Origin of the sequence: Streptomyces solitudinis (assembly GCF_036323765.1) — a bacterium.
Lineage (GTDB): Bacteria > Actinomycetota > Actinomycetes > Streptomycetales > Streptomycetaceae > Streptomyces.
This window is the reverse complement of the sequence record NZ_JAZDCW010000004.1, coordinates 319702-344574: the sequence shown is the minus strand read 5'-3', so window position 1 is coordinate 344574 and position 24873 is coordinate 319702. Positions and strand designations below refer to the sequence as shown.

The 24873-nt window shown below is 75.2% G+C and carries 23 protein-coding genes; 20 read left to right on the top strand and 3 right to left on the bottom strand.

The window, feature by feature from the left end; genetic code table 11:
* The first annotated feature begins 82 nt into the window (after positions 1-82).
* From V1J52_RS12790 to V1J52_RS12755, 8 genes are all read left to right on the top strand, one after another.
* Positions 83-1207 carry a quinone-dependent dihydroorotate dehydrogenase gene (locus V1J52_RS12790; protein ID WP_330139850.1) on the top strand — a complete coding sequence of 375 codons (1125 nt, stop codon included), beginning with the start codon at positions 83-85 and terminating at the stop codon, positions 1205-1207.
* The gene (gene pyrF / locus V1J52_RS12785) at positions 1204-2082 is read left to right on the top strand and encodes an orotidine-5'-phosphate decarboxylase (RefSeq protein WP_330139849.1); all 879 of its coding nucleotides are present in this window, start codon (positions 1204-1206) and stop codon (positions 2080-2082) included. Before V1J52_RS12790 ends, pyrF begins: the two co-directional genes overlap by 4 nt.
* A gap of 241 nt (positions 2083-2323) precedes the next feature.
* Complete coding sequence (gene mihF / locus V1J52_RS12780) at positions 2324-2644, top strand: integration host factor, actinobacterial type (RefSeq protein WP_330139848.1); 321 nt, start codon at positions 2324-2326, stop codon at positions 2642-2644.
* Positions 2645-2740: 96 nt separating this feature from the next.
* Positions 2741-3328 carry a guanylate kinase gene (gene gmk, locus V1J52_RS12775; RefSeq protein WP_330139847.1) on the top strand — a complete coding sequence of 196 codons (588 nt, stop codon included), beginning with the start codon at positions 2741-2743 and terminating at the stop codon, positions 3326-3328.
* 69 nt (positions 3329-3397) lie between these two features.
* Positions 3398-3670: a DNA-directed RNA polymerase subunit omega gene (rpoZ, locus tag V1J52_RS12770; RefSeq protein WP_330139846.1), complete on the top strand. Its 273-nt coding sequence runs from the start codon at positions 3398-3400 to the stop codon at positions 3668-3670.
* Between the two features lie 245 nt (positions 3671-3915).
* Positions 3916-5136, top strand: a complete 1221-nt coding sequence (coaBC, locus tag V1J52_RS12765; protein ID WP_330139845.1) for a bifunctional phosphopantothenoylcysteine decarboxylase/phosphopantothenate--cysteine ligase CoaBC — start codon at positions 3916-3918, stop codon at positions 5134-5136.
* Positions 5137-5256: 120 nt separating this feature from the next.
* The gene (gene metK, locus V1J52_RS12760) at positions 5257-6465 is read left to right on the top strand and encodes a methionine adenosyltransferase (RefSeq protein ID WP_330139844.1); all 1209 of its coding nucleotides are present in this window, start codon (positions 5257-5259) and stop codon (positions 6463-6465) included.
* Between the two features lie 226 nt (positions 6466-6691).
* Positions 6692-8839 (top strand): primosomal protein N', encoded by a 2148-nt coding sequence (locus V1J52_RS12755; RefSeq protein ID WP_330139843.1) that lies wholly within the window; start codon positions 6692-6694, stop codon positions 8837-8839.
* A 54-nt stretch (positions 8840-8893) separates the two neighbouring features.
* Here V1J52_RS12755 and V1J52_RS12750 read toward each other — a convergent pair whose 3' ends face one another.
* Entirely contained in the window at positions 8894-9376 is a 483-nt protein-coding gene (locus V1J52_RS12750) for a hypothetical protein (RefSeq protein ID WP_330139842.1), read from the bottom strand.
* A 289-nt stretch (positions 9377-9665) separates the two neighbouring features.
* On the opposite strand from V1J52_RS12750, the gene fmt reads away from it, so the two are divergent.
* The 11 genes from fmt (at position 9666) to V1J52_RS12695 (ending at position 22502) form a co-directional block, all read left to right on the top strand.
* Positions 9666-10619: a methionyl-tRNA formyltransferase gene (gene fmt / locus V1J52_RS12745; RefSeq protein WP_330139841.1), complete on the top strand. Its 954-nt coding sequence runs from the start codon at positions 9666-9668 to the stop codon at positions 10617-10619.
* A 149-nt stretch (positions 10620-10768) separates the two neighbouring features.
* Complete coding sequence (locus V1J52_RS12740) at positions 10769-12196, top strand: RsmB/NOP family class I SAM-dependent RNA methyltransferase (protein ID WP_330139840.1); 1428 nt, start codon at positions 10769-10771, stop codon at positions 12194-12196.
* Positions 12197-12243: 47 nt separating this feature from the next.
* Positions 12244-12918, top strand: a complete 675-nt coding sequence (rpe, locus tag V1J52_RS12735; protein WP_330139839.1) for a ribulose-phosphate 3-epimerase — start codon at positions 12244-12246, stop codon at positions 12916-12918.
* 168 nt (positions 12919-13086) lie between these two features.
* On the top strand, positions 13087-14112 hold the full coding sequence (locus V1J52_RS12730) for a sugar-binding transcriptional regulator (RefSeq protein ID WP_330139838.1): 1026 nt from the start codon (positions 13087-13089) through the stop codon (positions 14110-14112).
* A 98-nt stretch (positions 14113-14210) separates the two neighbouring features.
* On the top strand, positions 14211-14693 hold the full coding sequence (locus tag V1J52_RS12725; RefSeq protein WP_330139837.1) for a cation:proton antiporter regulatory subunit: 483 nt from the start codon (positions 14211-14213) through the stop codon (positions 14691-14693).
* Between the two features lie 2 nt (positions 14694-14695).
* A complete protein-coding gene (locus tag V1J52_RS12720; protein WP_330139836.1) occupies positions 14696-15931 on the top strand; it encodes a cation:proton antiporter in 1236 nt (411 codons plus the stop codon).
* A 141-nt stretch (positions 15932-16072) separates the two neighbouring features.
* A complete protein-coding gene (locus V1J52_RS12715; protein ID WP_330139835.1) occupies positions 16073-17512 on the top strand; it encodes a GuaB1 family IMP dehydrogenase-related protein in 1440 nt (479 codons plus the stop codon).
* Between the two features lie 196 nt (positions 17513-17708).
* The gene (locus V1J52_RS12710) at positions 17709-19163 is read left to right on the top strand and encodes an amino acid permease (RefSeq protein WP_330139834.1); all 1455 of its coding nucleotides are present in this window, start codon (positions 17709-17711) and stop codon (positions 19161-19163) included.
* A gap of 10 nt (positions 19164-19173) precedes the next feature.
* On the top strand, positions 19174-19629 hold the full coding sequence (locus V1J52_RS12705) for an Lrp/AsnC family transcriptional regulator (protein WP_330139833.1): 456 nt from the start codon (positions 19174-19176) through the stop codon (positions 19627-19629).
* A 339-nt stretch (positions 19630-19968) separates the two neighbouring features.
* Positions 19969-20787 (top strand): carbon-nitrogen hydrolase family protein, encoded by an 819-nt coding sequence (locus tag V1J52_RS12700; protein WP_330139832.1) that lies wholly within the window; start codon positions 19969-19971, stop codon positions 20785-20787.
* Positions 20784-22502 (top strand): flavin monoamine oxidase family protein, encoded by a 1719-nt coding sequence (locus V1J52_RS12695; protein WP_330139831.1) that lies wholly within the window; start codon positions 20784-20786, stop codon positions 22500-22502. The genes V1J52_RS12700 and V1J52_RS12695 overlap by 4 nt, the downstream gene beginning before the upstream one ends.
* 93 nt (positions 22503-22595) lie before the next feature.
* Here the strand turns inward: V1J52_RS12695 and V1J52_RS12690 are convergent, their stop codons facing one another.
* Positions 22596-22760: a hypothetical protein gene (locus tag V1J52_RS12690; protein WP_330139830.1), complete on the bottom strand. Its 165-nt coding sequence runs from the start codon at positions 22758-22760 to the stop codon at positions 22596-22598.
* 152 nt (positions 22761-22912) lie between these two features.
* Positions 22913-23890, bottom strand: coding sequence for a helix-turn-helix transcriptional regulator (locus V1J52_RS12685; RefSeq protein WP_330139829.1), 978 nt, complete (start codon positions 23888-23890; stop codon positions 22913-22915).
* A 709-nt stretch (positions 23891-24599) separates the two neighbouring features.
* On the opposite strand from V1J52_RS12685, the gene V1J52_RS12680 reads away from it, so the two are divergent.
* Positions 24600-24860, top strand: coding sequence for a hypothetical protein (locus tag V1J52_RS12680; protein ID WP_330139828.1), 261 nt, complete (start codon positions 24600-24602; stop codon positions 24858-24860).
* Positions 24861-24873: the final 13 nt, after the last annotated feature.

Sequence of the window (24873 nt, the reverse complement as noted above, 5' to 3'; positions counted from 1 at the left end):
CGGCCCGTCCGGGGCGCCCAGGGCGTCGTGCGGCGCCGGTGCCCCCACCCGCCCACGGCACCCGCGGAAGGCGACCCCTGGCATGTACCGCCTGCTCTTCGACCTCCTCCTCCGGCGGCTGGACCCGGAGAGGGCCCACCACCTGGCCTTCGGCTGGATCCGCGCCCTGGCCCGCGTCCCCGTCCTGCGCACCTTCGCCGCCGCCCTCCTCGCGCCCCGCGACCCCGCGCTGCGCGTCGAGGCGCTCGGCCGACGCATGCACGGACCGTTCGGACTCGCCGCCGGGTTCGACAAGAACGCCGTCGGCATCGACGGCCTGACGATGCTCGGCTTCGATCACGTGGAGATCGGCACCGTCACGGCCCGGCCGCAGCCGGGCAACCCGCCGCGGCGGCTGTTCCGCCTGGTGGCGGACCGGGCGCTGATCAACCGCATGGGCTTCAACAACGAGGGCTCGGCCGCCGTCGCCGGCCGGCTCGCCGCCCGCGCCGCGGGACGCCCGCCCTTCCGCGCGGTGGTCGGGGTCAACATCGGCAAGACGAAGGCGGTCCCCGAGGAGGAGGCCGTCGCCGACTACGTCACCTCCGCGGAACGGCTGGCTCCGCACGCGGACTACCTCGTCGTCAACGTCTCCTCGCCCAACACCCCGGGGCTGCGGAACCTCCAGGCCGCCGAGCAGCTGCGCCCGCTGCTGGCCGCCGTGCGGGCGGCCGCCGACCGGGCGGTGCCCGGCCGCCACGTACCCCTCCTGGTCAAGATCGCGCCGGACCTCGCGGACGCCGACGTGGACGCCGTCGCCGACCTCGCCGTGGAACTCGCCCTGGACGGCATCATCGCCACCAACACCACCATCGCCCGCGAGGGCCTCGGCCTGCGTGCGGACGCCGCCCTCACCGGCGAGGGCGGCGGCCTGTCCGGCGCCCCCCTGCGGCAGCGCTCCCTGGAGGTGCTGCGCCGCCTGTACGCCCGCGTCGGCGACCGGCTGACACTGGTGGGCGTGGGCGGCGTGGAGAGCGCCGAGGACGCCTGGGAGCGCATCCTGGCCGGTGCCACGCTCGTCCAGGGTTACAGCGCCTTCGTCTACGAGGGGCCGCTGTGGGCGCGCCGGGTCCACCGCGGCCTGGCCGCCCACCTGGCCGCCAGCCCCTACGCCACCCTCGCCGACGCCGTCGGCGCCGACACCCGCAAGGCGGACGCCGCAGCATGAGCACGCCTCCCGCCCCCACGCCGCCCGCCGCGGGCCCGGTACCGCCCGCCGAGCCGTTCGGCGCCCGGCTGCGCCGCGCCATGGACACGCGCGGCCCGCTGTGCGTCGGCATCGACCCGCACGCGGCGCTGCTCGGTTCCTGGGGCCTCGCCGACGACGTGGCCGGGCTCGAACGCTTCACCCGCACCGTGGTGGACGCGCTCGCCGACCGGGTCGCCGTCCTCAAGCCGCAGTCCGCCTTCTTCGAGCGGTTCGGCTCGCGCGGCGTCGCCGTCCTGGAGCGGGCGGTGGCCGACGCCCGCGCAGCCGGGGCGCTGGTCCTCATGGACGCCAAGCGCGGTGACATCGGCTCCACGATGGGCGCCTACGCCGCCGCCTACCTGGACCCGGCCGGTCCGCTGTTCTCCGACGCCGTCACCGTGAGCCCCTACCTCGGGTTCGGCTCCCTGCGGCCCGCGCTGGACGCCGCCCGCGCCTGCGGTTCGGGGGTGTTCGTCCTCGCCCTCACCTCCAACCCCGAGGGCCCCGAGGTGCAGCGCGCCACCGTGCCGGACGGGCGCACCCTGGCCCAGGTGGTGCTGGACCACCTCGCCCGGGAGAACGCGGGGCAGGAGCCGCTCGGCTCCTTCGGCGCGGTCGTGGGCGCCACGCTGGGCGAGGCGGACGCGGACCTGGCCATCGGCGGCCCGCTCCTCGCGCCGGGGCTCGGAGCCCAGGGGGCGAGCGCCGCGGACCTGCCGCGGGTCTTCGGCGCGGCGGTGCGCGACGTGGTGCCGAGCGTCAGCCGCGGCATCCTGCGGCACGGCCCCGGACCCCGCGCGCTGCGGGAGGCGGCGCACGTCCAGGCGCAGGAGCTGGCGGCCGTTCTGGGTTAGCTCTGGGCGAAACCGTCCGCCCGGGACCGACTACTGCTCAGTATTGTCCGGAAAAGTCCTGTTCAGCTTGAGTCTGACCAGGACTTTTCCGCTGTTCTCGCTGACTCTGCGGGCGCGGGCCGCTAGTCTCCGAGCAGAGCGGCGTGAACAGGCGCGTTGCTCGTTGCCCCGCACACGGCGGGGCTACTAGGTTCCTCAGCGTTCCTTATCCGACCAGTTCGACATCCGAGGTGACGAAGGCGTGGCTCTTCCGCCCCTTACCCCTGAACAGCGCGCAGCCGCGCTTGAGAAGGCCGCCGCGGCTCGCCGGGAGCGCGCCGAGGTCAAGAACCGGCTCAAGCACTCCGGCGCATCCCTCCACGACGTGATCGAGCAGGGCCAGAAGAACGAAGTCATCGGCAAGATGAAGGTCAGCGCGCTCCTGGAGTCGCTCCCCGGCGTGGGCAAGGTCCGCGCGCGGCAGATCATGGAACGGCTCGGCATCTCCGAGAGCCGCCGCGTCCGCGGTCTCGGCTCCAACCAGATCGCGGCCCTGGAGCGCGAGTTCGGCAGCGCCGGCTGATCCGGCGGCCACCGGTGCGGGCGCCGCGGGACGCGGAGGTGCCACCGTGGAGGTACCCGCGCCCGCACGCGCTGTGGAAACCGGGATAATCACTGCATGACTACTCCTGTCTCCCGGGGGGCAACCCCGGCACTCCCGGACAGACACCCGCGGCTGACCGTGCTCTCCGGCCCCTCGGGGGTCGGCAAGAGCACGGTCGTCGCGCATCTGCGCAAGGCCCACCCCGAGGTCTGGCTCTCCGTCTCCGCCACGACCCGCAGACCGCGCCCCGGGGAGCGGCACGGCGTGCACTACTTCTTCGTCGACGACGAGGAGTTCGACAAGCTCGTCGCCAACGGGGAACTGCTGGAGTGGGCGGAGTTCGCGGGCAACCGCTACGGAACCCCGCGCCGGGCGGTCCTGGAGAAGCTGGAGGCCGGTGAGCCGGTGCTGCTGGAGATCGACCTCCAGGGCGCCCGGCTGGTGCGCGCCTCCATGCCCGAGGCGCAGCTCGTCTTCCTCGCCCCGCCGGGCTGGGACGAGCTGGTGCGCCGCCTCACCGGGCGCGGTACCGAGGCCCCCGAGGTCATCGAACGTCGGCTGGCCGCGGCCCGCACCGAGCTGGCGGCCGAGTCGGAGTTCGACACCACCCTCGTCAACACCTCCGTCGAGGACGTCGCGGCGGAACTGCTAGCCTTGCTCTGATGGCCTGGGGCTCCTTTTCCTGCCCGAACGACCATCCGAACGTCTATTCCACCCTCCGGAAGGCAGAGCGTGTCCTCTTCCATCGCTACGCCCGAGGGCATCATCAATCCCCCGATTGATGAGCTGCTTGAGGCCACCGACTCGAAGTACAGCCTGGTGATCTACGCCGCCAAGCGCGCCCGTCAGATCAACGCGTACTACTCGCAGCTCGGCGAGGGCCTCCTGGAGTACGTCGGGCCGCTGGTGGACACCCACGTCCACGAGAAGCCGCTGTCGATCGCACTCCGCGAGATCAACGCGGGCCTGCTGACCTCCGAGGCCGTCGAGGCCCCGCCGCAGTAGGCACCGCGGCCGTGGCTCCCCACGGTGCCGCGCGCGACAGGCGCGGCCCCGCACGGCGACACCACCGCACCACGGGCCCGGCAGCCGCGCTGCCGGGCCCGTGGTGTGTCATATCCCCGGGCGCGTCCGCACGGACCGCGCCCGGGGCAGGGCGTCGCGCGGCGCCCTGCGACGCGGCGGACCCGGCCGGCGCCGGACCACGCGACCCACGGCACAGAGAGCGGCCCACGGCAGGAAGGCGAGCGATGGACAAGCCCACGGTGGTCCTCGGAGTGAGCGGCGGCATCGCCGCCTACAAGGCGTGCGAGCTGTTGCGCCGCCTCACCGAGTCGGACCACGACGTGCACGTGGTGCCGACCGCCTCGGCGCTCCACTTCGTCGGCGAGGCCACCTGGGCGGCGCTGTCCGGCCGCCCGGTGACCACGCGGGTGTGGGAGAGCGTGCACGAGGTCCCGCACGTGCGCATCGGCCGGGAGGCCGACCTCGTCGTCGTGGCCCCCGCCACCGCCGACCTGCTCGCCAAGGCCGCCCACGGCCTCGCCGACGACCTGCTCACCAACACGCTCCTCACCGCCCGCTGCCCGGTGGTCTTCGCGCCCGCCATGCACACCGAGATGTGGGAGCACCCCGCCACCCGGGAGAACGTCGCCACCCTGCGGGCCCGCGGCGCCGTCGTCATCGAACCCGCCGTCGGCAGGCTGACCGGGGCCGACACCGGGAAGGGCCGCCTGCCGGACCCGGGGGAGATCTTCGCCACCTGCCGCCGCGCCCTCGCCCGCGGCGCCGCCGGAATGGCGCCCGACCTGACCGGGCGGCACGTCGTCGTCAGCGCGGGCGGCACCCGCGAGCCGCTGGACCCCGTGCGCTTCCTGGGCAACCGCTCCTCGGGCCGGCAGGGCTACGCGCTGGCCGCCACGGCCGCCGCCCGGGGCGCCCGCGTCACCCTCGTCGCCGCGAACACGGCCCTGCCGGACCCGGCGGGCGTGACCGTCATCACCGCCGGGACCGCGCGGGAGCTGCGCGAGGCCGTCCGCACCGCGGCGAAGGACGCGGACGCCGTCGTCATGGCCGCCGCCGTCGCCGACTTCCGCCCCGCCCACTACGCCACCGGCAAGATCAAGAAGCGGGACGGGCAGGAGCCGGGCCCCGTCGCCCTCGTCCGCAACCCCGACATCCTCGCCGAGCTGTCCGCCGAGCGGGCGAGGCCGGGGCAGGTCGTCGTCGGCTTCGCCGCCGAGACGGACGACGTCCTGGCGGCCGGCCGCGCCAAGCTGGCCCGCAAGGGCTGCGACCTGCTCGTCGTCAACGAGGTCGGCGAACAGCGGACCTTCGGCTCACCGGACAACGAGGCCGTGGTGCTCGGCGCGGACGGCAGCGAGACCCACGTCCCGCACGGCCCGAAGGAAGCGCTCGCCGACACCGTCTGGGACCTGGTCGTCCGCACCCTGCCGGGCGCCGGTGTGTGAGACACCTTGACCAGTACAGGAGTGCCTGCGGATAAACTGTCACCGGACCCGCTCGGAGCGCAGCCTTCCGACCGGCCCGCCAACGATCAGCCAGCAGCCGCTGCAACCCTTGGGAGCGATGTGTCCCGCCGCCTGTTCACCTCGGAATCTGTGACCGAAGGTCACCCCGACAAGATCGCCGACCAGATCAGCGACACCATCCTCGACGCCCTGCTGCGCGAGGACCCCGCCTCCCGCGTGGCGGTCGAGACGCTTATCACCACCGGCCAGGTGCACGTCGCCGGCGAGGTCACGACGAAGGCGTACGCCGACATCGCCACGCTCGTGCGCGACAAGGTCCTGGAGATCGGCTACGACTCCTCCAAGAAGGGCTTCGACGGAGCCTCCTGCGGCGTGTCCGTCTCGATCGGAGCGCAGTCGCCCGACATCGCGCAGGGCGTGGACGAGGCGTACGAGCAGCGGGTGGAGGGCGACGAGGACGAGCTCGACCGGCAGGGCGCGGGCGACCAGGGCCTGATGTTCGGCTACGCCTGCGACGAGACGCCCGAGCTGATGCCGCTGCCCATCACGCTGGCGCACCGGCTCTCCCGGCGGCTGACCGAGGTGCGCAAGAACGGGACCATCCCCTACCTGCGCCCCGACGGCAAGACCCAGGTCACCATCGAGTACGACGGGGACAAGGCGGTGCGCCTGGACACCATCGTGGTCTCCTCCCAGCACGCCTCCGACATCGACCTGGACTCCCTGCTGGCACCGGACATCCGCGAGTTCGTCGTCGACCACGTGCTGCGCCAGCTCGTCGAGGACGGCATCAAGCTGGACACCGACGGCTACCGCCTGCTGGTCAACCCCACCGGCCGCTTCGAGATCGGCGGCCCCATGGGCGACGCCGGGCTCACCGGCCGGAAGATCATCATCGACACCTACGGCGGCATGGCCCGCCACGGCGGCGGTGCCTTCTCCGGCAAGGACCCCTCCAAGGTCGACCGCTCGGCCGCCTACGCGATGCGCTGGGTCGCCAAGAACGTGGTCGCCGCGGGCCTCGCCGCCCGCTGCGAGGTCCAGGTCGCCTACGCCATCGGCAAGGCCGAGCCCGTCGGCCTGTTCGTGGAGACCTTCGGCACCGCCACCGTGGACGTGCCCCGGATCGAGCAGGCCATCACCGAGGTGTTCGACCTCCGTCCGGCCGCGATCATCCGCGACCTGGAGCTGCTGCGGCCGATCTACGCCCAGACGGCGGCCTACGGCCACTTCGGCCGCGAGCTGCCCGACTTCACCTGGGAGCGCACCGACCGCACCGACGCCCTCCGCGCCGCCGCGGGCGCCTGACCGCACCCGCCCCGCCGCCGGTGGCGGGCCGGGCCTTCCCCGCCCCGCCCGCCCCGGCGCCCCTCACCCCGCCTCCGGATCCCCGCCCGCCCCGGCCTCCTCACCCGCCGCCGGCCGGCCAGCAACGGTTCCGCCGGCTCCCGGCGCGTCAACCGGTGCGGGTGGCGCGCTGTCGGGAGGGGGTTTTCGGACGGGGGTGTCGGCGGGTTCTGGTAGGACTTGGGGGGTGAGCAGGGGCGACGGTGACGGTGCGGGCGCGGCCGGCGGCGGGCCGCCGGGGGAGCAGCTCGCGCTGATCCGGGAGGCCGTGCGCCAGGGCGGTGCGCGGCGGGCGCGGCCGCGGACGTGGCGCGGCGCGCCGCTCGCCGAACAGCGCCCCGTCGCCCGGGTGCTGGTCGCCAAGGGCCTCGTCCACCTCGACCGGTACTTCGACTACGCCGTACCGGCCGCCATGGACGAGGAGGCCCGGCCCGGGGTGCGGGTGCGGGTGCGGTTCGGCGCGGGGGAGCGGGAGGGCCGCCGGGAGGGCGGGCGGCTCGTCACCGGGTTCGTCGTCGAGCGGCGTGCCGAGAGCGACTTCCCCGGCACGCTCGCGCCGCTCGCGCAGGTCCTCTCGCCCGAGCCCGTCCTCACCCCGGCGCTGCTGGAGCTGTGCCGCGCCGTGGCCGACCGCTACGCGGGCGCGCTCGCCGACGTCGTCCAGCTCGCCGTGCCGCCCCGAATGGCGAGGGCCGAGAAGGCGGCCGCCGCCGCGCCGCCGCCGCGCCCCGGAGCCCCGGAGCCGGGCGGGTGGGCGCGGTACCCCGAGGGTCCCGGCTTCCTGCGGGCGCTCGGTGGCGGTGCGGCGCCGCGGGCGGTGTGGACGGCGCTGCCGGGCCCCGGCTGGCCCGGCGAACTGGCCGTGGCGATGGCCGCCGCCCTCGCCGCCGGGCGGGGGGCGCTGGCCGTGCTGCCCGACGGACGGTCCGCCGCCCGGGTGGACGCCGCGCTCACCGCGTTGCTGGGCGGCGGCCACCACGTCCTGCTCACCGCCGACGCCGGGCCCGAGGCGCGCTACCGCCGCTGGCTGGCCGTCAGCCGCGGCACCGTCCGGGCCGTGGTCGGCACCCGGGCGGCGATGTTCGCCCCCGTCCACGACCTCGGCCTCGTCGCCCTGTGGGACGACGGGGACGCCGCCCACCGCGACGACCACGCCCCCCAGCCGCACGCCCGGGAGGTCCTGCTGCTGCGCGCCGCGCGGGAGCGGGCCGCGCTGCTGATGGGCGGGCACACCCGCACGGCCGAGGGCGCCCGGCTGGTGGAGACGGAATGGGCCCGGCCGGTGACCGCCGCCCGGGAGACCGTCCGGGCGGCGGCCCCCCTCGTGCGGACCGTCGGGGACCTGGACGAGGTCAGGGACGCCGCTGCCCGCAGCGCCCGGCTGCCCAGCCTCGCCTGGCAGGCCGCCCGCGACGCGCTGCGGCACGGCCCGGTGCTCGTCCAGGTCCCGCGCCGCGGCTACGTGCCCCGGCTGGCCTGCGAGCGCTGCCGCGAGCCCGCCCGATGCGCCCGCTGCCACGGCCCCCTCACGGCACCGGGAGCGGGACGGGAGGTCAGCTGCGGCTGGTGCGGGCAGGCCGCCCCGCACTGGCGGTGCCCGGCCTGCGCCGGAGCGCGGCTGCGGGCCAGCGTCGTCGGCGCCCGGCGCACCGCCGAGGAGCTGGGCCGGGCGTTCCAGGGCGTGCCCGTGCGCACCTCGGGACGGGACCACGTGCTCGGCACCGTCCCCGACCGCCCCGCCCTGATCGTCAGCACGCCGGGCGCCGAGCCGGTGGCCGAGGGGCCGGGCTACGCGGCGGCGCTGCTGCTCGACGGCTGGGCCCTGCTGGGCCGCCCCGACCTGCGGGCCGAGGAGGAGGCGCTGCGCCGCTGGCTGGCCGCCGCCGCGCTGGTGCGGCCGCACACGGCGGGCGGCACCGTGGTCGCCGTCGCCGAGCCCACCCTGCGCCCCGTGCAGGCCCTCGTCCGCTGGGACCCGGAGGGTCACGCCGCGCGGGAACTGGCCGACCGGGCCGAACTGGGGTATCCGCCGGTCTCCCGGATGGCGGACGTCAGCGGTCCGCCCGAGGCCGTCGCCGCCTTCCTGGCGGCCGCCGCACTGCCGCCGGACGCCGAGGTGCTGGGGCCGGTGCCGCTTCCCGTCCCCGAGCGCGGCAGCCCGCGGCGCACCGGCGGCCCGCCGCCGGGGGAGCGCTGGGAACGCGCCCTGCTCCGGGTGCCGCCCGGCAGCGGGGCGGCACTGGCGGCGGCCCTGAAGACGGCGCAGGCCGCCCGGCTCGCCCGGCGCGAGGGCCCGCCGGTGCGCGTCCGCGTCGACCCGGCCGACCTGGGCTGAGGGGGCGCGGCCGTGCTCACCCGCCGCGCCGGCCATCGTGCCCGGCCGTCGTGTTCAGCCGCCGCGCGGACCGGGCAGCGCGCTCGGGCGCGGCGCCGGCGGGGCGCCCTGGACGGGCGCGGTGCGGGCCGCGGGGACCGTGGGGGCGGTCTCGCCGGGGCCCGGCTCGCCCGGCAGCTCGGCCCCCGCCCGGCGGGAACCGCCGTACCGGCGGTGCACGGCCTGCTTCGTCACCCCGAGGGCCGAGCCCACCGCGTCCCAGGAGAAGCCCAGCGAGCGGTCGAACTCCACCGCCGCCGTGACCAGGCTCTCCACGCTCTCGCGCAGCTCCTGGGCGAGGCGCACGGTGGGCGCCGGCGCCCTGCCGTACACGATGAAGCCCGCCGAGGGGCCGGTGCGGCGCGGCCGGTAGACGTTCCCGAGCTGGGCGGTGAGGGTGCGCAGCGCGTCCACCTGCCGGCGGACCCGCTCGATGTCCCGCACCAGCAGGTGCAGGCTGGCACGTGCCTGGGCGTCGTGGGTGGCATGGTCGGCCATGGACAAGCCTCTCGAACCGGCGTGGAAGAGGACCGCTGAACAACCGGCCGCTCAGCGCCCCCTACGGTCACATCGCCTTGACCAACGCCGTACCGGTGCTGTGGTCACGCCCCGGGGCGCGCGAGTGGGCCGCCGCGGCGCGCGCCGCCCGGCACGCCCCCTGCGGCGAGGTCCCGTGACGGACCGTAGACTGATGCGCCGCCCGCCGGCGCGACGCCACGACGCCCGGCGCGCCCCGCAGCGTCACGTCCCGTCTCGGGCCCAGCCCGGAGAGGTGGTAACCGCACCGATGAAGCTCGTCTTCGCCGGCACCCCCGAGGTCGCCGTGCCCGCCCTGGACGCCCTGATCGCCGCGGACCGGCACGAGGTGGCGGCGGTCGTCACCCGGCCGGACGCGCCGGCGGGACGCGGGCGGCGGCTGGTCGCCAGCCCGGTGGCCGAGCGGGCCGCGGAGGCGGGCATCGAGGTCCTGCGCCCGCACAGTCCGCGCGACGCCGCTTTCCAGGCCCGGCTGCGGGAGATCGCCCCGGACTGCTGCCCCGTCGTCGCCTACGGCGCGCTGCTGCCCGTCTCGGTGCTGGACATCCCCGCGCACGGCTGGGTCAACCTGCACTTCTCGCTGCTGCCCGCCTGGCGCGGCGCGGCCCCGGTGCAGCACGCCGTCCTCGCCGGGGACGAGGTGACCGGCGCCTCGACGTTCCGCATCGAGGAGGGGCTCGACACCGGCCCGGTGTTCGGCGTCGTCACCGAGGAGGTCCGGCCCACCGACACCAGCGGCGACCTGCTCACCCGGCTCGCCTTCGCGGGCTCCGGGCTGCTCGCGGCCACCATGGACGGCATCGAGGACGGCACCCTCCAGGCCGTCGCCCAGCCCGCCGAGGGCGTCAGTCACGCCCCGAAGATCACCGTGGAGGACGCCCGCGTCGACTGGTCGGCGCCCGCCCTGCGCGTGGACCGGGTGGTGCGCGGCTGCGCCCCCGCGCCCGGGGCCTGGACGGTCTTCCGCGGCGAGCGGCTGAAGCTGGTGCAGGCGGTCCCCGCCCCCGACGTCACCGGACTGGCGCCCGGCGCGCTGCGGGCCGGGAAGCGGGCGGTGCACGTGGGCACCGGCTCGCACGCCGTCGAGCTGCGCTGGGTGCAGCCGCAGGGCAGGAAGCCGATGCAGGCCGCCGACTGGGCCCGCGGCGTGCGCATCACCGACGGTGAGCACCTGGGCGCCTCCGCGCCCGGCCCGGACGCCTGAGCCGGACCCGGCCGCGCGCCCGGCCGCCGCACCAAGCCGCCCGCGCCGCGTAAGCTGGCCGCTTCCGCCTTCCGCGCCGCACCTCGCCCGCCGCCGCCCCAGGCCCGGCCCCCGTCGTACTTCCCGTCCCAGTCCCGGAGCACCTTCACGTGACCGACCCGTCCCCCCGCCGCCCGCGCCAGCAGCCCCGCCGCCGTCCCCGCAGGGACCCGGTGCGCCACCTCGCCTTCGAGGCGCTGCGGGCGGTCGACGAACGGGACGCCTACGCCAACCTCGTCCTGCCGCCGCTCATCCGGCGCGCCCGCGACAGCGGCGGCTTCGACGCCCGCGACGCGGCGCTGGCCACCGAGCTGGTCTACGGGACGCTGCGCCGCCAGGGCACCTACGACGCCGTCATCGCCGCCTGCGTGGACCGTCCGCTGCGCGAGGTGGACCCGCCGGTGCTCGACGTGCTCTCCCTCGGCGCCCACCAGCTGCTGGGCACCCGCATCCCGCCGCACGCGGCGGTGAGCGCCAGCGTGGAGCTGGCCCGCTCGGTGCTCGGCGACGGACGGGCGAAGTTCGTCAACGCCGTGCTGCGCAAGGTCGCCGCCCGGGACTGGGAGGGCTGGCTCGCGCGCGTCGCCCCGCCCTTCGAGGACGACCCGGTCGAGCACCTGTCCCTGGTGCACGCCCACCCGCGCTGGGTCGTCACCGCCCTGTGGGACGCGCTGGGCGGCGACCGCGCGGGCATCGAGGAGCTGCTGGCCGCCGACAACGAACGCCCCGAGGTCACCCTCGTCGCCCGTCCGGGCCGGGCCACCGTCGCCGAACTGCTGGAGCAGGAGGGGCAGAAGGCCGTCCCCGGGCGCTGGTCGCCCTACGCCGCCCGGCTGAGCGAGGGCGGCGAGCCCGGGGCGCTGGACGCCGTGCGCGAGGGACGGGCCGGGGTGCAGGACGAGGGCAGCCAGCTCGTCGCGCTGGCCCTCGCGGCGGCGCCGCTTGAGGGCCCCGACGCCCGCTGGCTGGACGGCTGCGCGGGCCCCGGCGGCAAGGCGGCCCTGCTGGGCGCGCTGGCCGCCGGGCGCGGCGCCGCGCTGGTGGCCGCCGAGAAGCAGCCCCACCGGGCCCGTCTCGTGGCCCGCACGCTGGCCGGCAACCCGGGCCCGTACCAGGTGGTCACCGCCGACGGCACCCGCCCGGCGTGGCGTCCCGGCACCTTCGACCGCGTCCTGGTGGACGTGCCCTGCACCGGCCTCGGCGCCCTGCGCCGCCGCCCCGAGGCCCGCTGGCGCCGCCGCCCGGAGGACCTGGACGGCTTCGCGCCGCTCCAGCGCGCCCTGCTGGAGGGCGCCCTGCGCGCCGCCCGCCCCGGCGGCGTCGTCGGCTACGCGACGTGCTCGCCGCACGCGGCCGAGACCCGGGCCGTCGTCGCGGACGTGCTGCGCGGCCCGGAGGGCGGAGGCGCCGAGTGGATCGACGCGCGTCCGCTGCTGCCCGGAGTCCCGGAACTGGGCGAGGGCCCGGACGTCCAGCTCTGGCCGCACCGGCACGGCACCGACGCCATGTACCTGGCGCTGCTGCGCAAGGGCTCCTGAGCCACCCGGCCGCGCACGTGCCGTGCGCGCACCGACATACTGGGGCCATGGTGCAGATCAACCCCAGTATCCTGTCCGCCGACTTCGCGCGCCTGGCCGATGAGGCCACGGCGGTCGAGGGCGCCGACTGGCTCCACGTGGACGTCATGGACAGCCACTTCGTCCCGAACCTGACCCTCGGCCTCCCGGTCGTGGAGGCGCTCGGCAGGGCCACCGGAACCCCGCTGGACTGCCATCTCATGATCGAGGACCCGGACCGCTGGGCGCCGCAGTACGTGGAGGCCGGGGCCGGGTCGGTCACCTTCCACGCCGAGGCGGCCGCCGCCCCGGTGCGCCTGGCCCGGGAGATCCGCGCGAAGGACGCGCGCGCCGCGTTGGCGCTCAAGCCCGCGACGCCCATCGAGCCGTACGAGGACCTGCTGCCGGAGCTGGACATGCTCCTCGTCATGACCGTCGAGCCCGGCTTCGGCGGCCAGGCGTTCCTGGACATCATGCTGCCCAAGATCCGCCGCACCCGGCAGCTCATCGACCGGCACGGCCTGGACCTGTGGCTCCAGGTCGACGGCGGCGTCTCGGCCGACACCATCGAACGGTGCGCCGAGGCGGGTGCCGACGTCTTCGTAGCGGGCTCGGCGGTGTACGGGGCCGACGACCCGGCCGCCGCCGTGCGCGCCCTGCGCCGTCAGGCGCAGGAGGCCGCGGGGCGCGGCTGCGCGCACTGAGCCGGGCGGCGTCCCGCCCGGCGGCGTCCCGCCCGGCGGGACGCCGCCCGGGGGCGGGGGCGCCGGTCGGTGCGCCGTGCATGCAACGGGCCGGGAGGACCGCTCGATCTGCGAGGATGAAGACGCGGCGCGAAGGCGTGAGTCAGGCGGACAGTGAGGTGAGTTGCGGTGTCGACGGGTCGGGCAGCGACGAGGATGGGGCCCGCCGAACTGATGCAGGCCGCGGCGATGGCGCGGCGGTTCTACCTGGAGGGCAAGTCCAAGATCCAGATCGCGGACGAGTTCGGCGTGAGCCGCTTCAAGGTGGCCCGGGTGCTGGAGACGGCGCTGGAGCACGACCTGGTCCGCATCGAGATCCGGGTGCCGGCCGAGCTGGACGCCGAACGCTCCGACGCGCTGCGCGCCCGCTACGGTCTGCGGCACGCGGTCGTCGCCGAGTCCCCGCCCGACGTCACCGAGGCGTCCGAGCTGACCGCCGACCCGGAGAACCTCGGCGAGGTCGCCGCCGACCTGCTCGGTGAACTGGTCACCGAGGGGGACGTGCTCGGGCTCGCCTGGGGCCGCTCCACCATCCACATGGCCACCGCCCTGCGCGGGCTGCCGCCGTGCACCGTCGTGCAGCTCACCGGCGTGTACGACGCGGGCACCGCCGACCGGGGATCGGTCGAGGCCGTGCGGCGGGCCGCCGAGGTGGCCGGGGGACAGGCGCACCCCATCTACGCGCCGATGCTCCTGCCCGACCCGGCCACGGCCGCCGCCCTGCGCCACCAGACGGGCATCGCCGCCGCCTTCGAGTACTTCGACAAGGTGACCGTCGCCGCCGTGTCCATCGGTTCGTGGGAGCCGGGCATCTCCACCGTGCACGACATGCTCGGCGAGCGGGAACGCGCCCACTACGCCTCACTCGGGGTGGCCGCCGAGATGTCAGCCCACCTCTTCGACGCGGACGGGCGGCGCATCGGCCGGGACCTGGGCGAACGCTGCATCACCGTCGAGGCCGCACGGCTGCGGCGCGTGGCCGAGGTGGTCGCCATCGCCGGCGGGCGGCGCAAGGCCGCCGCCATCGGCGCGGTGCTGCGTTCGGGGCTCGTCACCAGCCTGGTCACCGACACCGCCGCCGCCGACCAGCTCCTGCGGGACCCGCGTCCGGTGCTGCGCCCCGCCCTGGACCGCGCCGACCCCGACGAGGCGTAGCGCCCCGGGCCGCGGGGCGCCGGGGCCCCGTGCGGCGGTGACCGGCCTATCATGGCCGCTGCCAGGCCGCCCGGCCCGCCCGTCCCAGCGGAGAAGCCATGACCATGCGACGCACGCCGCTGCCCGGCGTCGGCACCCAGTACGACATGCACACCCGCGCCGGGAGGCGCGTCTCCGTCGTCGTGCACCAGGACGGCCGGCGCTTCATCGGCTTCTACCGGCCCGACGACCCCGACGCCTGCCAGGCCACGGTCCCGCTGGAGCCGGAGGAGGCCACCGCGCTGGCCGAGCTGATCAGGACCGATTCCGACCCCGCGCACCACCTGCACCACGGCGAACTCGAACTGGACCTCGTCAGCGAACGGATCACCGTCGGCCCGCGCTCCCCCTACCGGGGGCGGCTGCTCGGCGACACCCAGGCCCGCCGGCGCACCGGCGCCTCCATCGTGGCCGTGCTGCGCCGCACCGGCGCGGTGCCCTCCCCGCGCCCCGACTTCCGCCTGGAGGCCGGTGACGTGCTCCTCGCGGTCGGCACCCGCGAGGGTGTCACCGCCCTCGACGAGCTCGTCGCCGGGGGCTGAGCGTGCACCACACCACCGTCCTGCTGATCGAGCTGGGTGCCGTCATCCTCGGGCTCGGCCTGGTCGGCCGCCTGGCCGGGCGCGTCGGTATGTCCCCCATCCCGCTGTACCTGCTGTGCGGCCTGGCCTTCGGGCACGGCGGGCTGATCCCGCTCAGCACCAGCGAGGACTTCATCGAGGTCGGCGCCGAGATCGGCGTCATCCTCCTGCTGCTCATGCTCGGGCTGGAGTACAGCGCCTCCGAGCTGGTCACCAACCTGCGCACCCAGTACCCCTCCGGCATCGTGGACTTCGTGCTCAACGCCACCCCGGGCGCGCTCGCCGGATGGGCGCTGGGCTGGGGCCCCGTCGGCATCATCGCGCTGGCGGGCATCACCTGGATCTCGTCCTCCGGCGTCATCGCCAAGGTCCTGACCGAACTGGGCCGCCTGGGCAACCGGGAGACGCCGGTGATCCTGGGCGTGCTGGTCATGGAGGACCTCGCCATGGCCGTCTACCTGCCGCTGCTGACGGCGCTGCTGGCGGGCGTCGGCCTGGCGGGCGCCGGGGTGACGCTGGCCATCGCGCTGGGCACGGCCGGGGTCGTGCTGTACGTCGCGCTGCGGCACGGCCGGATCATCAGCCGCGCGGTGTCCTCGGACAACCCGGAGCTGCTGCTGCTCGTGGTGCTCGGGCTGACCCTGCTCGTCGCCGGGGTCGCCCAGCGGCTCCAGGTGTCCGCGGCGGTCGGCGCCTTCCTCGTCGGCATCGCGATCTCCGGGGAGGTCGCGCACAGCGCCCGCGCGCTCCTGACACCGCTGCGGGACCTGTTCGCCGCCGTCTTCTTCGTCTTCTTCGGCCTGTCGACCGTGCCCGCCGACATCCCGCCGGTCCTCGTGCCCGCGCTGCTGCTGGCCGCCGCCTCCCTGGTCACGAAGATCGTCACCGGCTGGTACGCGGCCCGGCGGGCCGGCATCGGCACGAAGGGACGACTACGGGCGGGCGGCGCGCTCGTGGCGCGCGGGGAGTTCTCCATCGTCATCGCCGGGCTCGCCGCCGGGGCCCAGCCGGGGCTGCGTCCGGTGGCGACCGCCTACGTGCTGCTCCTGGTCATCGTGGGCCCGCTCGCCGCGCGCTGGACGGAGCCCGCGGTGCGGCGGCTGCTGGACCTGCGGCGCCGGTCCGCCCCGGGGGACGGCCCCGCGCCGCCGCCTCCCGCCGACACCGGCCCGGCCACCTGGGCGACGCGGCACTCGTAGCTTCCCACCAGGCGCGGGCGGCGGCTGTGGAGGATCGTCCGTGGGCGCGCCGCCCGCGGCCCGTGGGAGACTGAAGTACGTGCGTCTTCCCCCGGCCGAAGCGGGCCCGGGGCCTCCTCCGAACGACTGGATGATCTGCACGTGCGATTCCTCAACGACCAGCGGCCCCCGTACGACCTGACGTACGACGACGTCTTCATGGTGCCGAGCCGTTCGGCGGTCGGCTCCCGGCAGGGCGTGGACCTGAGCAGCCCGGACGGCACGGGCACCACCATCCCGCTCGTCGTCGCCAACATGACGGCCATCGCGGGCCGCCGGATGGCCGAGACCGTCGCCCGCCGGGGCGGGCTCGTCGTGATCCCGCAGGACATCCCGCTCGACGTGGTGACCGAGGTGACCGCCTGGGTCAAGCAGCGGCACCTCGTGCTGGACACCCCGATCGTGCTCGCCCCGAACGCCACCGTCGCCGACGCCCTGTCGCTGCTCCCCAAGCGGGCGCACGGCGCGGGCGTCGTGGTGCGGGACGGGCGGCCGGTGGGCGTGGTCACCGAGTCCGACCTCACTGGCGTGGACCGCTTCACGCAGCTGAGCCAGGTCATGTCGCGCGACCTGCTGCTCCTGGACGCCGCCACCGACCCGCGCGAGGCGTTCAACCGGCTCGACGCGGCCCACCGCAGGCTCGCCCCCGCCGTGGACGCCGACGGGCGGCTCGTGGGCATCGTGACCCGCAAGGGCGCCCTGCGCGCCACCCTCTACACCCCGGCGACCGACGCCGCGGGACGGCTGCGCGTCGCCGCCGCCGTCGGCATCAACGGCGACGTGGCCGGCCGCGCGGAGACGCTGCTGGCGGCCGGGGTGGACACCCTCGTCGTGGACACCGCCCACGGTCACCAGGAGGGCATGCTGGACGCGCTGCGGGCCGTCCGCGCGCTGAACCCGCAGGTGCCGGTCGTCGCGGGCAACGTCGTCGCCGCCGACGGCGTGCGCGACCTGATCGCGGCGGGCGCCGACATCGTCAAGGTCGGCGTCGGTCCCGGCGCCATGTGCACCACCCGGATGATGACGGGCGTCGGCCGGCCGCAGTTCTCCGCCGTGCTGGAGTGCGCCGCGGCCGCCCGCGAACTGGGCAAGCACGTGTGGGCCGACGGCGGCGTGCGGCACCCGCGCGACGTCGCCATGGCGCTGGCCGCGGGGGCGTCCAACGTCATGATCGGCTCCTGGTTCGCCGGTACGTACGAGTCGCCGGGTGATCTCCAGCAGTCGGCCGACGGGCGGCTGTACAAGGAGTCGTTCGGCATGGCATCGGCCCGCGCCGTGCGCAACCGGACGTCCGAGGAGTCCGCCTACGACCGGGCGCGCAAGGGCCTGTTCGAGGAGGGCATCTCGCACTCGCGGATGTTCCTGGACCCGGCCCGGCCGGGCGTGGAGGACCTCATCGACTCGATCATCGCCGGGGTCCGCTCCTCGTGCACGTACGCGGGCGCGGCGTCGCTGGAGGAGTTCGCCGAGCGGGCCGTCGTCGGTGTGCAGAGCGCCGCCGGGTACGCCGAGGGCAAGGCGCTGCACGCGAGCTGGACCTGAACCGCCCGCCCGCCCGCCGTCGGGCCGTGCACACCGGGCGCCGGGCGCGCCGGTGTGCGCGGTCCGGCGCCGTGGTGCGGGACGCGCGGGCGGCGCCGGGCCCCGCGGATTTGCCTCCCCGCGCCGCCGCCCCAAGAATCTGCTGAGGGGGCGCGCACGCACCGGCGGACCTCAGCAAGGGCGAAGGAGTCACCCCGTGCCGGACCCGGACCCCGCGACCCCGGCGCCGGCCGCCCCGGCCGGTCCCCGGTTCCTGCGGCGCAAGCCCGTGGAGCGGCTGCTCGCCGAAAGCGGCCACGGCGGCGGCGGGAGCCTGCGCCGGACGCTGTCCATGGGGCAGCTCACCATGATCAGCGTCGGCGCCACGCTGGGTACGGGCATCTTCGTCGTCCTCGGCGAGGCCGTTCCGGAAGCCGGTCCAGCCGTCACGCTCTCGTTCGTGATCGCGGGGCTCACCGCCCTGTTCTCCGCCCTGTCCTACGCGGAGCTGGCGGGCACCATCCCGGCCTCCGGCTCCTCCTACACCTACACCTACGCCACGCTCGGCGAACTCGTCGCCTGGGTGTGCGGGCTGTGCCTGATCCTGGAGTACGGCGTCTCCGTCGCGGCCGTCGCCGTCGGCTGGGGCGAGTACCTGAACGAACTGCTGGACGGTACGGTCGGCGCCACCCTCCCCGACGCCCTCTCCGCCCCGCCCGGCCACGGCGGCGTCTTCAACTTGCCCGCCCTGCTCGTCGTGCTGTCGGCCATGGCGTTCCTGCTCGGCGGCGCGAGGGAGAGCGCCCGGGCCAACACCGTCATGGTCGCCGTGAAGATCGGCGCCCTGCTCCTGTTCTGCGCCGTCGCCCTCACCGGTGTCCGCGCGGGCAACTACACGCCCTTCATGCCGCTGGGCCTGGCGGGCGTGAGCGCGGCCGGGGCCTCGCTGTTCTTCTCCTACATCGGCTTCGACGCCGCCTCCACCGCGGGCGAGGAGGCGAAGAACCCGCAGCGCGACCTGCCGCGCGCCATCATGCTGTCCCTGCTCGTCGTGACCGCCCTGTACGTGCTGGTGGCCGCCGTCGCCGTCGGCGCGGTGGACTGGCGGCGGTTCGAGGGCTCCGAGGCGGCGCTCGCCGGCGTCCTGCGCGACGTCACCGGCCAGGACGTCTGGGCGGTGCTCCTCGCCGCCGGGGCCGTGGTCGCCATCGCCAGCGTCATCCTGGCCGTGCTCTACGGCCAGACCCGCATCCTGTTCGCCATGTCCCGCGACGGCCTGGTGCCCCGGGTGTTCTCCACGGTGCACCCGCGCACCGGCACGCCGCGCGCCAACACCGTGATCGTCGCCGCCTTCTGCGGGGTGCTGGCGGCCGCCGTGCCGCTGGGGCAGCTCGCCGACGCCACCAGCATCGGCACGCTGTTCGCCTTCGGCCTGGTCAACGTCGCGGTCGTCGTGCTGCGCCGCACCCGTCCCGACATGCCGCGCGGCTTCCGCGTCCCCCTCTCGCCCCTCCTGCCGCTGCTCGGCCTCGGCTTCTGCGTCTACAACATGCTGAACCTGCCGGGCGTCACCTGGCTGGTCTTCGGGCTCTGGATGGCCGCGGGGCTCGTGTTCTACTTCCTCTACGGGCAGCGCCGCTCCCGCCTGGCCACCGAGACCGCGAAGAAGTGAACGACCCGCAGTGCGACTGAACGAACTCGACGAACGCATCGTCCACGCCCTCGCCGCCGACGCCCGCCGCTCGTACGCCGACATCGGCGCCGAGGTGGGACTCTCCGCCCCGGCCGTCAAGCGCCGTGTCGACCGGCTGCGCGCCGCCGGGGCCATCACCGGATTCACCGTGCGGGTGGACCCGGCGGCGCTCGGCTGGGAGACGGAGGGGTTCATCGAGATGTACTGCCGGCACAACACCTCTCCCGAGGACATCCGCCGGGGCCTGTCCCGCTACCCCGAGGTGGCCTCCGCGTCGACGGTCACCGGTGACGCGGACGCCGTCGTGCAGGTCTTCGCCTCCGACATGCGCCACTTCGAACGCGTGCTGGAGCGCATCGCGGGGGAGCCGTTCGTGGAGCGGACGAAGTCGGTGCTGGTGCTGTCGCCGCTGGTGCGTCGCTACTCGGCCGGTTCACCGGCCTAGGCGCTGCCGGTTCACCGGCCTAGGCGCTGCCGGTCCGCGGGCCCGAGCGAGCCTGCCCGGGCGCTGCCGGTCCGCCCGCGGGGGCACCGCCGGCTCACGGCCCGGGCACCGCCGGGTCGCTGCGGACACCGGGGGCGCCGCCCCGCGGTACGGCCCCCGCGTGCCGGAGAGCGGGGACGTGCAACGAATCGCCGCCGAGGTCCGTCACCACGCAACGAAACGCTCTCACCTGCGCAAGGAAGGCGTCTTGTCCGCCGTGCGCGGGCGCACGTACCGTCGATGTGTCCCGGTCGGCCGCCACCGGGCCCCCGCACGCCCTTGACGAGTCCACGAGGTCCCATGACGCTGCGCACCGCGCTGTACCAAGGCCCCGGCGGCATCCCCGCCGCCCCCGGGGACGGGGTCGCCGCGCTCGCGCGGGCCGCCCGCCGCGCGGCGGACGCCGGGGCGCGGCTCCTGGTCACCCCGGAGCTGTCGCTGACCGGCTACGCGCTGGGAGCGGCCGTCCGCGAGGTGGCCGAACCCGCCGACGGGCCCTTCGCCGAGGCCGTCTCGCAGATCGCCGCCGAGCACGGCCTCGCCGTCCTCTACGGTTACCCCGAACGCGACGGCGACGCGGTGTACAACGCCGTGCGGCTGGCCGGCCCCGACGGGGCGCCACTGGCCGACTACCGCAAGACGCACCTCTTCGGCGCCTACGAGAGGACGTGCTTCACGCCCGGCGAGGAGCCCGTCGTGCAGGCCGACCTCGACGGCGTCCGGCTGGGCCTGCTGATCTGCTACGACGTCGAGTTCCCCGAGCCCGTGCGGGCGCACGCCCTCGCGGGCACCGAGCTGCTGCTCGCGCCGACCGCGCTGATGCGCCCCTACGAGTTCGTCCCGCAGTCCGTGCTGCCGGTGCGGGCCTGGGAGAACCAGCTCTACATCGCCTACGCCAACCGTCACGGCACCGAGGGCGCGTTCACCTTCGCCGGGCTGAGCTGCCTGGCCGCTCCCGACGGCACCGTCCGCGCCCGCGCGGGCACCGGCGAGGACCTCGTCGTCGCGGATGTGGACCCGGGCCTCCTGGCCGCCTCCCGCGCCGAGAACACCTACCTCGCCGACCGCCGCCCCGAGCTGTACCCGTCCCTGTCCCCGCAAGGAGCCCCGCGCCGATGACCTCCACCGTGCCCGCCGCCGTCCACGACGAACAGCACGCCGAGGCCCAGTCCACGCCGCCCATCACGATGTTCGGCCCGGACTTCCCCTTCGCCTACGACGACTTCCTGGCCCATCCGGCCGGGCTCGGCCAGGTGCCCGCGACCGAGCACGGCACCGAGGTGGCCGTCATCGGCGGCGGCCTGTCCGGCCTCGTCACGGCCTACGAGCTGATGAAGATGGGGCTCAAGCCCGTCGTCTACGAGGCCGACCGGATCGGCGGGCGGCTGCGCACCGCGGCCTTCGAGGGCTCCGACGACGGCACCGGCGCGCCGCTCACCGCCGAGATGGGCGCCATGCGCTTCCCGCCGTCGTCCACCGCGTTCCAGCACTACGTGGACCTCGTCGGCCTGTCCACGAAGCCGTTCCCGAACCCGCTGGCGCCCGACACGCCGTCCACCGTCGTGGACCTGAAGGGCCAGAGCCACTACGCGCGCACCCTGGACGACCTCCCCGAGGTGTACCACCAGGTGATGAACGCCTGGAACGCCTGCCTGGAGGAGGGCGCCGAGTTCTCCGGCATGCAGCGCGCCATCCGCGAGCGCGACGTGCCGCGCATCCGGGAGATCTGGTCGCACCTCGTCGAGAAGCTGGACAACCAGACCTTCTACGGCTTCCTGTGCGACTCGGAGGCGTTCCGCAGCTTCCGGCACCGGGAGATCTTCGGCCAGGTCGGCTTCGGCACCGGCGGCTGGGACACCGACTTCCCCAACTCCATCCTGGAGATCCTGCGCGTCGTCTACACCGGTGCCGACGACGACCACCGCGGCATCGTGGGCGGCAGCCAGCAGCTCCCGCTGCGGCTGTGGGAGCGGCAGCCCGAGAAGCTGGTCCACTGGCCGCAGGGCACCTCGCTGAAGTCCCTGCACGGCGGCGCGCACCGGCCCGCCGTCACCCGGCTGCACCGCACGGCGGGCAACCGCATCACCGTCACGGACGCGACGGGGGACATCCGCACCTACCGGGCGGCCGTCTTCACCGCCCAGTCCTGGATGCTGCTGTCGAAGATCGACTGCGACGACTCGCTGCTGCCCATCGACCACTGGACGGCCGTCGAGCGCACGCACTACATGGAGTCCTCCAAGCTCTTCGTGCCCGTGGACCGGCCGTTCTGGCTGGACACCGACGAGGAGACGGGCCGCGACGTGATGAGCATGACGCTCACCGACCGCATGACGCGCGGCACCTACCTGCTCGACAACGGACCGGACCGGCCCGCCGTCATCTGCCTCTCCTACACCTGGTGCGACGACAGCCTCAAGTGGCTGCCGCTGGACGCGAACGAGCGCATGGAGGTCATGCTGAAGTCGCTCAGGGAGATCTACCCGAAGGTGGACGTGCGGCGGCACATCACCGGCAGCCCGGTGACGGTCTCCTGGGAGAACGAGCCGTACTTCATGGGCGCGTTCAAGGCGAACCTGCCCGGCCACTACCGCTACCAGCGCCGCCTGTTCACCCACTTCGTGCAGGACCGGCTGCCCGGTGACAAGCGCGGCCTGTTCCTCGCGGGCGACGACATCTCCTGGACGGCCGGGTGGGCCGAGGGCGCGGTGCAGACGGCGCTGAACGCGGTCTGGGGCGTCATGCACCAGCTCGGCGGCTCCACGGACGCCGCCAACCCCGGTCCCGGCGACGTCTACGACGCGATCGCCCCGGTCGAGCTGCCCGAGGACTGACACCGGACGCCGCCCCGCCCCCCCGTCCGCCCCGCCCCGCCCGGCTCCGTTCCCGGGCGGCGGCGGGGCGGGCGGTCCGTGGGCGGGCGACGGTCAGTCCCAGCCCCAGCTGTCGTCCGGGGCGGCGCTGTCGACCACCGTCACGGTGCCCGGAGCGCCGGCGGGTCCCTGACCACTCGCTGCCAGATGCACACCGAGGGCGGCCGACCCGGCCAGCAGCAGGGCGGTCAGGCGCGGCATCACGGTCTGGGGGATCATTCCGGGTACTCCTCGGTTCTCGCATGTGTCCGGTGGCCGGACGGGCGGCTTCGCCCGCTCTTCGAGCTTGCCTTGGGTACGGGTGGTTGCCCAGTGGTCACGGGTGGCAACACCCGTCCACTGCACGAAGTGGCCATCCGGCCCCGGACGGCTCAGAGCCACTGCCGCTGGGCGGCCTTGTACCCCGCCTCGAACCGGCTGTGGGCGTTGAGGAGCTCCATCAGCCGGGCCACCATCCGGCGCGCGGTGCGCACCGAGGTGCCCAGGTGGCGCGCGGCCACCTCGTCGGTGTGACCGGCCGCCAGCAGCCGGAGCAGTTCCCTTTCCTGCGCGGTGAGCCGGCCCGGCTCGTGGGCGGGTTCCGCGCTCAGCCGCTCGGCGTCCTCCCACACCCGGTCGAAGAGCGCGGTGAGCCCCGCGATCACCCCGCGGGCGGTCAGCACCAGCGCCCCCTCCCGGCTGTCGTCGGGGGAGAGCGGCACCACGGCGGTGCTGCGGTCCACGATCAGCATCCGCAGCGGCAGGACCGGGGCGATCCGTACCTCGCCGCCCGCCCGCTGGAGCCAGCTGGCGTACTCGCGGGTCGGCCGGTCACTGCGCACGCTGGTCAGGTAGACGGTGCGCATCCGCACGCCGCGCGCCAGGTGCCGCTCGTCGAGCGGGCGGCTGGACTCCAGGGACTGCCGGCTCTGCGCGCCGCCCGGTATGAACGACAGCAGTTCGGTCTCGGCCTGTTCGCACAGCTCCGCCAGCCGCGCCCGCACCGCGTCCAGCCCCTTCAGCAGGACGCCGATGCCCTGGGTCTCCTGCGCGGACTGCCAGACGGAGGTGAGTTCGGCGACGAGATGCCGGTTGCGCGCGATGCTCTTCCGGAATTCCTCAAGCGCCGTCTCCTGTTCGGCGAGCTGAGGTGCCAGCGCCACCGAGGGATTGATGAGCAGCATGCCGTCGAAGGAATCCCCGGACGGGCGGATGAGGGAGGCTTCGGCGAGTTCGTCGAGGCATTCGCGTACCTGGTGAGCGGTGATTCCCAGGTCCTCCGCGACCTTTTCCACGCCCCAGTCGCGGTGCAGTGCCATGGCGCGGTAAACCAGAATCGTCCACTTGTTCACACCCAGCGCATCCGTCATTCGCGCACGCTCCAGATCCGGCCCGGCTCCCCTGTGTACACGAGTTCGACCCAAGCGTAACCCTCTGCCCGCGGGCTTGAGGTGGGTTCGTGGCTCCCGCGAGTGCGGCCCGCGCTGCGTCCCGCCGCGGCACGGAGCCCCGCCGTCCAGGCCCGCTGCGATGCCCCGCGGCCCGGCTGTGGACGGCGCCCCCGCCTCCCTTCCGGGCCCGCAGCGGGTACGCGGTGCCGGTGCCGCGCGCACCGGCCCGGGTCACTGGGCGTCTTCCCGGCCTTTGCCGCCGTCTGGCGGCTGGCAGTTACCTGCCGTGGCAGGTACTGAGCCGCCGCGACGACTGACAGTCTCCCGGCGGGCTGCTCTACTGCTGGACGGGCCGGCGGATTCCCCCTCTCACCGATACCGGCCGGATCACCGTCCCCGCTCACGGTTCGCATTCGTTCCCCTCCCCGGCGGAAGAGAAAGGCTTCATCGTGCCGTCAGTTCCGCACCGCTGCGCATCCCGGCCGCGTGAAACGCTTCACCCAGTCGTCCAGCCCGCCCCGGATTCCGGGCCACCGCCGCATGAGCGGAACGCTCGGCACGGGCCGAATTCACCGCCCTTCGCCTCTCTTTCCGCCTTCTCCGATCGTTCCGCCCGCTGCCCTTCTCCCGGCACGGCCCTCCGACGCCGCCCCCCGGCCTGCTGAGCGGCGCCGTGCTCGGGGTCAGGATGACGTTCACCACGGCGTCCGACGCCGTCATGTTCCGCGACGGCCTGGTCGCGGCGGTCCGCCGCGTCTGCGCCGCCGACGGCCTGCCGCTGGAGCACCTGTGGGCCGGGCAGGTGCGGCACGGCTCGGTGACCGTCGTGGCGTACCTGCTGCTGCCGCGTCCGGTCGAGGCGCTCGCCGCCGGTCTCGCGCTCGCCGGGGCGGTGGAACACCAGACCCCCGGCTACGTCTGTACCGACTGCGCCCTGCTGGCGCTCTGATCCCCCCTCCCGG